At 58.6% G+C, this 7,048-nt stretch carries 11 protein-coding genes; 4 read left to right on the top strand and 7 right to left on the bottom strand.

What is annotated here, in order from left to right; genetic code table 11:
- The coding region (locus tag ACTJKM_RS22230; protein WP_440660919.1) for a hypothetical protein at window positions 1-190 on the top strand (190 nt) is incomplete at its 5' end.
- Window positions 191-558: 368 nt separating this feature from the next.
- On the opposite strand, the gene ACTJKM_RS22225 is transcribed toward ACTJKM_RS22230, so the two are convergent.
- Window positions 559-762: a CsbD family protein gene (locus ACTJKM_RS22225; protein WP_057252190.1), complete on the bottom strand. Its 204-nt coding sequence runs from the start codon at window positions 760-762 to the stop codon at window positions 559-561.
- A 580-nt stretch (window positions 763-1,342) separates the two neighbouring features.
- Between ACTJKM_RS22225 and ACTJKM_RS22220 the strand changes: the two genes are divergently transcribed.
- Window positions 1,343-2,395, top strand: a complete 1,053-nt coding sequence (locus ACTJKM_RS22220) for a PAS domain S-box protein (protein WP_440660918.1) — start codon at window positions 1,343-1,345, stop codon at window positions 2,393-2,395.
- 20 nt (window positions 2,396-2,415) lie between these two features.
- Here the strand turns inward: ACTJKM_RS22220 and ACTJKM_RS22215 are convergent, their stop codons facing one another.
- The 6 genes from ACTJKM_RS22215 to ACTJKM_RS22190 form a co-directional block, all read right to left on the bottom strand.
- Window positions 2,416-2,655: a hypothetical protein gene (locus tag ACTJKM_RS22215; protein ID WP_440660917.1), complete on the bottom strand. Its 240-nt coding sequence runs from the start codon at window positions 2,653-2,655 to the stop codon at window positions 2,416-2,418.
- A 195-nt stretch (window positions 2,656-2,850) separates the two neighbouring features.
- Window positions 2,851-3,063, bottom strand: a complete 213-nt coding sequence (locus ACTJKM_RS22210; protein ID WP_156436948.1) for a hypothetical protein — start codon at window positions 3,061-3,063, stop codon at window positions 2,851-2,853.
- A gap of 56 nt (window positions 3,064-3,119) precedes the next feature.
- A complete protein-coding gene (locus tag ACTJKM_RS22205) occupies window positions 3,120-3,428 on the bottom strand; it encodes a hypothetical protein (protein WP_058328531.1) in 309 nt (102 codons plus the stop codon).
- A gap of 212 nt (window positions 3,429-3,640) precedes the next feature.
- Window positions 3,641-4,672: a DNA topoisomerase IB gene (locus tag ACTJKM_RS22200; protein WP_440660915.1), complete on the bottom strand. Its 1,032-nt coding sequence runs from the start codon at window positions 4,670-4,672 to the stop codon at window positions 3,641-3,643.
- On the bottom strand, window positions 4,673-4,828 hold the full coding sequence (locus ACTJKM_RS22195) for a DUF3309 family protein (RefSeq protein WP_440660914.1): 156 nt from the start codon (window positions 4,826-4,828) through the stop codon (window positions 4,673-4,675).
- Between the two features lie 38 nt (window positions 4,829-4,866).
- Window positions 4,867-5,151 carry a DUF1236 domain-containing protein gene (locus tag ACTJKM_RS22190; RefSeq protein WP_058324721.1) on the bottom strand — a complete coding sequence of 95 codons (285 nt, stop codon included), beginning with the start codon at window positions 5,149-5,151 and terminating at the stop codon, window positions 4,867-4,869.
- A gap of 187 nt (window positions 5,152-5,338) precedes the next feature.
- Here ACTJKM_RS22190 and ACTJKM_RS22185 point away from each other — a divergent pair, with 187 nt between their 5' ends.
- Together ACTJKM_RS22185 and ACTJKM_RS22180 are read left to right on the top strand one after the other, a co-directional pair.
- Window positions 5,339-5,581 (top strand): hypothetical protein, encoded by a 243-nt coding sequence (locus ACTJKM_RS22185; RefSeq protein WP_113511790.1) that lies wholly within the window; start codon window positions 5,339-5,341, stop codon window positions 5,579-5,581.
- A 378-nt stretch (window positions 5,582-5,959) separates the two neighbouring features.
- On the top strand, window positions 5,960-6,574 hold the full coding sequence (locus ACTJKM_RS22180) for a response regulator (protein ID WP_440660913.1): 615 nt from the start codon (window positions 5,960-5,962) through the stop codon (window positions 6,572-6,574).
- The last annotated feature ends 474 nt before the right edge of the window (window positions 6,575-7,048 follow it).

Genomic DNA, 7,048 nt, shown 5'->3' with positions numbered 1-7,048 from the left:
GCCTGCGATCGCTGGGATGTCCGCGCGTTCAAGCGAACGGATTTCGCTCATTTTCACCCGTTTCCGGCCGCAAAAAGATAATCATACCAAATATAAACTTTCTATCGGTCCCGCCACATCGAGTTATGAATCTAGTACTTTAAGTCGGGCCAAATATTCGATTTGTGCGAAACGAGACCTAACTCTCTGAAAGAAGACGAATAAAGGCTCTTCATCATTGGTGCAATGCCCCAGGATGGTGACATCATGTCATCTCCCACTTTGGAGCCACGTCTGCGGCCGCTGAGGGTATGACGCGATAGTTGCATTAACATAATCTCACACTCAAGCTTGTGCCAAGTAGAATTACACCTAAACGAGCCCAACCCGGAATGGCATTGAACGGACTGACGACAGACATATTTGGCGCTTGCGACGCCGCAGAACTGACAATTCGCGAAGCGCATCGAAGCCCACGGCAGGAGTTAGTCAATTGGAAAAGACCCCGGGGATAGGGAAAATGAGGGCCGCGCCCGGCTATCCTTTTGGCCGGGGCGGCCATATCGCCTCCACCTCGAACTACCAGGTTTGACGACCGTACCAGTCATCAACTTCGCGGCGAACCCGGTCCCGTTCGATCCCGTAAAGCTCCTGAATTCGGCCTTCGAGTTGCTCGCGGTTACCAGCGATCTGATCCAGATCATCGTCGGTGAGCTTGCCCCATTGCTCCTTGATTTTGCCTTTGACCTGCTTCCAATTTCCTTCGATACGGTTCCAGTCCATTCTAGGATCCTCCTCAATTTACAGACGCCACCCCAACTCGCGAAGGCCGAATTGGTTCTTGCCAGGCCGACAAAAGATTGAGCGAAAGAAAGCCGGAACCGCCGAGAGCCAAATCCAGGATCAAGGTGGAACGGCAGCCCAAAGTCAGAAATCGGCAACCAAGGCTGGCATCGTGCAGCCTCCCAAAAGGGTGAAGCCACTCAACTGGCCAAAGCAAGTCCAAGGCGTCTGATCAAGGGCAGAGCGCCAAGTCTGCGACCAACGTGGCAGTCGAACGAGCAACGCGAGACCGCGCATGGTCGTAATGAACCAAGACGCGATGCGCCGTCGCACAAGGGCGGAAAGATCGATATAGATGGCTCCGTCCGGCGATCCAGGACGAATTGTGCTATTTCTCCGAAGGAGGCACCGAAACGCGCACGCCGATAAATGACCGGACCTCGCGCTGACGCGGCCCAAGTCCCCCATGAAAGCAGTTCGAATTGCCGCGCAGCGGAACATTTTCGAATGTCGAACGTACTAGTTGGGCCAGGTAACACGAAACCGCACATGAATGCCCGGTGGGAAGCGAGCAGAACCGATGCCGTCACGCCCGTTCGATGAGGACGCAGTCGCCGACGACGTCCTTCGCGCGCGTTTCGCTGCGATCGTGGTATCGTCTTTCGATGCCATCGTCAGTAAGGATCTGGATGGCACTGTCCGTACTTGGAACGGAGCCGCGGAGCGGCTCTTCGGCTACATGGCAGACGAAATGATGGGGCAATCCATCCTCACCATTATCCCGCCGCATCTTCACGAAGAAGAAGTGAAACTACACGACCGCTTAAGGCGAGGGGAGCGGATCGAGCCGTTCGAGACGGTACGCCAACGCAAGGCTGGAAGCTACGTTACCGTTTCGCTGACGGTCTCGCCTATTCGAAACGGCGTGGGCAAGATCGTGGGTGCGTCGGTGGTTGCCCGCGACATTACGTCGACCAAAGAAAAGGAACGGCGCATTCGCCTTCTTCTGCGTGAGGTCAACCACCGAGTTCGGAACCAGTACGCAATCATCCTTGCAATGATCAGGCAGAGCCGCAGCGAGACATCCAATGCCGCCACTTTCCAAAAACGTCTCGAAGAGCGCATCTGGGCATTGGCGGCCTCTCACGATTTGATTGCGTCGGCCGACTGGAAGGGGGCCGATCTCGGTAATCTCGTCGAGACACAGATGGCGCCCTTTCAACCGGGTGATACCTATGAGATTGCAGGGCCGTCGCTTGCGTTGGTACCAGTCGCGATCGAGAACCTCGGCATGGCGATCCACGAGCTGGCTTTGAATTCGCTGCGCAGCGGCGTCCTGAAAAATCGAACCGGAGCGATCTCCGTGCAATGGGCGCTTGCCCAACGGGGCCCAATCCGAGGTTTCTCGATCACATGGGAAGAGCGGGTCGCACCGGGAAACAAAGGTCCGAGTTTTCCGCACTCCGGGTTCGGAGCCGTCGTGCTGAGGCGCAGCGTGGCGCAAGCGCTGAGCGCGACGGTGGACGTCATCTGCGGTGACGGAGTGCTCCGGTGGCGGCTGGCGGGACAGGCGGATCGTTTCCTGGAGCCATACCAGACTGCCGCGGAGCCACGCCCGACCGATGGGTCATAGCGGCACAGCGGTTCGCGCAGTCATCCTGCTAGGTGCTGGCGACGTTCGTTCATGTATTTGTCCAGGTCACGGCGCGCTGGCCCGACAAGACCGAAAATCTCGCGCGCAACCAAGGGCGTCAAACCGTATTTAGCAATGAATTCCGCGAGGTCGTAATGCCCGGAGTAGACGGCTTCCGACGGATTGATGATCTTCGCGCGTCCTCGTTTTGCAGGTGCAGTCGGTTTGCTCCCATAGGAAGCGGGCTGGTCCTGTGCCATCTCAGATCTCCTGATGCCCTATGACGTCGGTATTCGCCTTGCAGCCCACGCCGACCCGTGGGGCATTGCGTAACTGCGCCCAAGTGCTCCAAACGGCTTTTTGTTCCCTGTAGAAACCTTCGAGCACGACGGAAGAAGCTGGTCGACGCTGTCGCATCATCAGGGCGGTGGCGAGAGGCGGTCGGTTGAGGTTGGTCAGTCGATCTTTCCCATCAGCGCCGTGCCGAGACTGCCCATGGCGAATGAAGCGCCGAAGGCGAAGATCTGCATGAAAAGGGCGACGGGTTCGATTGAGCCGTTGTGTCCAAGTGCCTGGGGGTTCTGGGCAACGATCACCAGAGCGGTCATTGCGCCCAGCAGGAAACCGGACGACAGGTGCCAAAAAAGAAAACGCAACAAGCTAGGCATTTTCCACCTCCGAGAGGCGAGTGCCTTCGGCAACAAGGGCTGTCGCAACCAAGCGATCAATCGGAACTGATCGCCTCGCGGCTCACACGTTCCTCCAGCATCACCAGGTAGGATTGCAGGCGGAGAAGCTTCTTCCGATTGTCGGCAACGAGCGCTTTGATCACCTTGGCGCGGTTGACGCCGGGCGCCGCGCGAACGACCTCGCTCGCATCCGCAAGGATTGCGTCGATCTCGTGTTCGAGCCCTTTCGTCATTTGTCGCAGCATTACCAATTGGTCTTCGAGCCGATGTGCATCCGCATCTGCATCGAGATAAGGCTGGTTGCGTCGTCCAGCATCGAGCGTCGGCGCTTCTTTGCCCATCATCGTGCACTCCTCCGGCAGCCGAACCGACTAGCACGCAATTGGTTCCCGGCATGTGATTTCGCTGGGTTAACGTGCGGCCGCAATGCTGCAATTGATCGTCGTTGCTAACCGGAAATGAGCTTCACAGCCTCCGGATCATGGACGCCCGATCGAAACAGTTTTTGAGGAGGGGAGCACCGACGAGGCGACGCCGGTGCGTGGCCTCGTCGGATCTATCGAGACTTCTTCCGCCCGCGCCGTGTTAGAAACCGGGCAAACTGGGCTTCCTCCGTTCGAAGGCCGTTGGCCGACTTCCCCTTGCTGCTTCCACGCGGGATTGTTTCTCCCGGATTTGAAAGAGCGAGAACGGCCGGATGGACATAGCTCTTGCGACAAACGGCAGGCGTGTTGTGGAGGACTTCCGCCGCCGCCTCGCACATTTGCTTGACTGTTGGGTGCCGGCCCTCCTGCAGGGCTTGTCGCGCGACAGTAAAGGCAGCAACGCTTCCCGCCCAGGTTCTGAACGTCTTGGCGGAGATCGGGGCACCGGAAATATCGGCAAGGTAACGATTGAAACGCCCGGACTCGATAGGTTTAGCCTTGCCATCGGGCCCCACTGACACGAAGAGCTGCCGCCCAGGAAGCTCGGCAATCTCCTCCAGAATCCGCTGTAGTCGGGGATTGCGCAGGCGCCTCCGGACCCGCTGCCCACCCTTTCCCTTGAAGTTCAGTTCGATGCGCCCGTCGCGGATCCTGAGATGTCGCTTGAGAAGGGTAACGGCGCCGTAGCTGCCGTTCTGTTCCACGTAGCTCGAATTCCCGATGCGAAGAGGCGCTTGGTCGAGCAAGGCAGTCAGTACCGCAAGAATTGTGGTCGGGTCGTCAATCGGCCCATTCATCTGTTTGCGGACGGTTCGTCGCATCCGCGGGAGCGCGTTGGCAAAGGCAGGAAGTTGGTCGTACTTGGCGCGGCTTCGCAATTTCTGCCAGGCATCGTGATAGCGATATTGCTTACGGCCGCGCGCATCATAGCCGGTCGCCTGAAGGTGACCGTTCTTATTCATGCAGATCCAGACACGGTCGTAGGCTGGCGGTAATCCAAGCGCTTCGATACGCGCAATGATGCTGGGGTTCTTCAGGGGCGCGCCGTTCGGACGTCGATAACAAAAGCCGTTCGCCGTGCGCGACCGGCTGTAGCCCGGTTCCTTGTCTGAAACGTAGACAAGGTCGGGCTCAGCCGATGATGCACTCTGGCCTAGCTCCAATCAGATCCGCCCCATCAACAAGAGGACCAACAGGACGACGACCAGAACGCCCAGGATTCCGGACGGCCCGTAGCCCCAACTCGAAGAATGGGGCCATGCGGGAAATGCGCCGACCAGCAGCAGGATCAGGATGATCAGCAGTACGGTTCCAAGCATCTTACGGTCCTTCCGCTATTCATGCCCTTGGTTGCTAATCATTGCAGGACCTCGATGACCTCGCGGGTCTGCGGATTGATGAGCACTCTCCGGTCGTTAAGGACGACGTAGCCATAGGTAGGCTGATCCGGGATCGTATGGATCTCGACGGTGTCGGGAAGGCGTGTTCCGACCACGAGGTCACCCTGATAGACTACGGAAGGGCTGCTCTGCTCGAGGACGTATGTTTTGACTTCACCGGGCACGACCACGGTCGTCTGCGCCACGGCGATACCGCCGAAGGACAGACCCGCGAATACACTTGCTAGGATGATTTTCTTCATGATCAAGCCTCCTGACTTGCGGGGACTAACCGACGAAAGCGGGAATGGTTCCGAAATGCCGCAAACAGCACCGGGCGGAGCGGCGCGGGTGGGCGAGCGTCTTCGGTCGGTCGCAAGGGTGCGGTGACGATGTCATTAGCCGGAACCCGCGGTCGTCCTCCGAGTTTATTGTCGAACAGGAGGAACGATGGTGAAAACGATCGAAACGAATGTCGACGCCGGTGCCGAACGTGGCTTCGAGTGTCAGTTGGCAATGAGCGATCAATTTCGGCTCCTGACGGAATTTGCCGAACGTGCCGGTTGGTCGTGGGACGAAATCGCGATCGCGTTGCTGGAGTTGACCGATGACTATGTCGCCGCCATGCGCATGCCATTGGAAGCAGCCGTGGAACGCGCCAAATTTGTCCCGAAGAGCAACACACGGCACTGAGGTGACTGGCATGCGCGCCCCACCGGGCATCATGCAGACATGCTCGCAGCCGCGAAGCTTGGCTTCCACTTCTGTGGGGCGTATCCTTCGTACGGTTTCGCCACCAGTGGCGACACGCATGCGCGACACAGGGACTGTAGGAACGACAAAGGTAGAAGGAATGGCTTCGGGCAAGAAGACAGATGATGAAAACGTTAGCTTGCTGATGGGCACTTCGGCTCCTCGTGCGGTCGAGCCGGACGTGGGACGCGTGGATGATGTCCCGGACGGGCTGTTGATACTCGCCAACAGGCTGCAGAGGGCTCTCGATTCCCGGCGAGCCGCAACCGCGCCCAGCGCCAGAAGGACTGAGGTGGACAGAAAGACCGAGGACGAACAATGATGCCGGGCCTGCAGCATTTGCGGGTGCTGGTGGCGGAGGATGAGTTCTACGTCGCAAATGACATCGCCCTGTGGCTCGAGCGGGCCGGGGCGACCATCGTTGGCCCCACACCCACAGTGCAAGAAACCTTGAAGAGCCTGTCGACGGTGGACGATATTCAGGTTGCCATCCTCGACATCAACCTGAATGGAGAGTTGGTCTTTCCCGTAGCGGACGAACTCGCACGCCGTTCGGTGCCCTTGATCTTCTTCAGCGGCTACGATGATTTGAGCGTTCCTGAGCGGTTCAGGTCGGCGGCACGTCTTAGCAAATGCGCGGGCTCCTCAGACCTGGTGAGCGCCGTTTTTGAGCAACACCTCCTGAATGTGTCGACCCTTGCCCCAATCTACGGTGGCCTATCCGATCAACTCGTTACAGATCTCGTTCCTGGCCTGCGACTCCGGGCCAGGGTGCTGATGTCGAGCGTCAAGGCGGCGGATTTTCTCGTCGAGCGCACACTCGAACGTGCGATTGTCTTGGCTGCCACGAGAGAGAGGGCACAGCCGCTCGATACGTGGCTACATGAGTTGATGACGATCATTTACAGCGAAGGCGCATACGGGCCGAACTGAGAGCGACCATACCCGGTTACCCAAATGATGGGGTGGGTGTGAATGGGTGGTTCACGGACTTCGTCCGGGTTGGGCGTTCGCTTTTCATCCGGCAGATCTTCGGGTTCTGGTTCCTCGATCGGGCGCGGTGTCCGGTTCGGCTCTGGTACTGGGGGCGGCTGCTGGCCGGGTCTATATGGGCTCGGGCTCATTTCGCTCTCCTCGTTTCCATGAAGAACCGGCGTTTTCCCGCATGGTTCCGAGACGATTTCGAGGATCGTTGCGGGCGGCGCTTTCGAGGGTATCGGACAGATCCGCCGATCCTGCTCGTTCGTCGTCAGACGGGGGGCACCGCCGACGATCGGAGCACTGCTTCCAAGACAATGCGGGATCGGCATGCGTGCCTCACCTGGCGCGTGATGGACGGATTCCGGCATTGTCACAGAACCCTTGTCGGTGCGGAAATCGGCCGAGACGGAAACGGAACAAATCCAG

Source organism: Ensifer sp. 22460 (assembly GCF_052044935.1).
Classification (GTDB): Bacteria; Pseudomonadota; Alphaproteobacteria; order Rhizobiales; family Rhizobiaceae; genus Ensifer.
The sequence above is the reverse complement of the archived record's forward strand: the minus strand, read 5'-3'. Positions and strand labels throughout refer to the sequence as shown.

Coding starts and splice junctions, on each gene's coding strand:
- ACTJKM_RS22215 (WP_440660917.1), bottom strand. CDS start 2,655: ATGGCACAGGACCAGCCCGCTTCCTATGGGAGCAAACCGACTGCACCT.
- ACTJKM_RS22195 (WP_440660914.1), bottom strand. CDS start 4,828: ATGCTTGGAACCGTACTGCTGATCATCCTGATCCTGCTGCTGGTCGGC.
- ACTJKM_RS22185 (WP_113511790.1), top strand. CDS start 5,339: ATGGTGAAAACGATCGAAACGAATGTCGACGCCGGTGCCGAACGTGGC.
- ACTJKM_RS22205 (WP_058328531.1), bottom strand. CDS start 3,428: ATGATGGGCAAAGAAGCGCCGACGCTCGATGCTGGACGACGCAACCAG.
- ACTJKM_RS22180 (WP_440660913.1), top strand. CDS start 5,960: ATGATGCCGGGCCTGCAGCATTTGCGGGTGCTGGTGGCGGAGGATGAG.
- ACTJKM_RS22210 (WP_156436948.1), bottom strand. CDS start 3,063: ATGCCTAGCTTGTTGCGTTTTCTTTTTTGGCACCTGTCGTCCGGTTTC.
- ACTJKM_RS22220 (WP_440660918.1), top strand. CDS start 1,343: ATGCCGTCACGCCCGTTCGATGAGGACGCAGTCGCCGACGACGTCCTT.
- ACTJKM_RS22190 (WP_058324721.1), bottom strand. CDS start 5,151: ATGAAGAAAATCATCCTAGCAAGTGTATTCGCGGGTCTGTCCTTCGGC.
- ACTJKM_RS22225 (WP_057252190.1), bottom strand. CDS start 762: ATGGACTGGAACCGTATCGAAGGAAATTGGAAGCAGGTCAAAGGCAAA.